Consider the following 1,146-nt stretch of genomic DNA (forward strand, 5'->3'; position numbering starts at 1 on the left):
CGCTTCATCTCCGGCCCGGCGGAATGGACCAGATCGAGGCCGGCGGCGGCGATCGGCGCGGCCAGCCCCTCGTGCAGGGCGCGCGACTGGTCGCCCAGCTCCAGCATGTCGGTCAGCACCACGACGCGCCGGGCCCCCGGCCCGACCGGCTTGGCCCCGAGGCTGCGGAAGCCGGCGGCCATCGACAGCGGATTGGCGTTGTAGCTCTCGTCGATCAGGGTGAAGGCCCCGCCCGCCGCCTTGACCACCGAGGTCTGGCCGCGGCCCGCCAGCGGCTCGAAGTCGGCGAGGGCGGCCAGGCCGGTCTCCAGCGGCACGTCCAGCGCCTCAAGCATCAGCAGCACGCACAGGCTGTTCAGGCCCCAGTGGAAGCCCGACTGTCGCAGGGTGAAGTCCAGCGGCCGGCCATGGAACTCGGCCTTGACCCGCGCGCCCTCGGGGCCGGGAACGAAGTCCAGCAGGCGGGCGTCATGGCCGGGCGAGGCGCCGAAGACGGCGAGGCGCGCCCCGGCCTTGCGGGCGGCGGCGTCCAGCACCGTGGCGAAGCCGACGTCTCCGTTCAGAACCGCGACGCCGTCGGGCGCCAGGCCCTCGAAGATGGCCGCCTTTTCCTTCGCCACCCCGGCCTCGCCCTCGGCGAAGGCCTCGATATGCACCGGCCCGACCGTGGTGACGCAGGCCGCGTGCGGCCGCACCATCTTCGACAGGGGGGCGATTTCACCGGGCGCGTTCATGCCGATCTCGAACACGGCGCGGGCGGTCGAGCGGGGCATCCGGGCCAGGGTCAACGGCACGCCGATGTGGTTGTTGTAGCTCTTGATCGAGGCGTGGGCGGGCCCGGCCAGGTCGAGGCCGGCCTTGATCGCCTGGGTCACGCTGGTCTTGCCGACCGAGCCGGTGACCGCGCCCCGGCGCACCTGCGGGCTGCGCTCGCGCGAGGCGACGCCGAGGGCCTCCAGCGCCCGCAGGGTGTCGGCCACCACGACGGACGGTCCGCCCTCGACCGGATGTTCCACAATCGCCCCGGCCGCGCCGGCGGCGAAGGCGGCGGCGGCGAAGTCATGGCCGTCGCGCGCGCCCTTCAGGGCCAGGAACAGGTCGCCGGGCACGATCTCGCGGCTGTTGTAGGTGATCCCCACGACCTCA

Annotated in this window: 1 protein-coding gene; it reads right to left on the reverse strand. The window is 73.6% G+C overall.

The genetic code is table 11. From position 1 onward, the window contains the following. The coding region (gene murF, locus RDU12_RS15795; protein ID WP_308685628.1) for a Mur ligase family protein at positions 1–1,146 on the reverse strand (1,146 nt) is incomplete at both ends.

Origin of the sequence: Brevundimonas sp. (assembly GCF_031082345.1) — a bacterium.
Lineage (GTDB): Bacteria > Pseudomonadota > Alphaproteobacteria > Caulobacterales > Caulobacteraceae > Brevundimonas.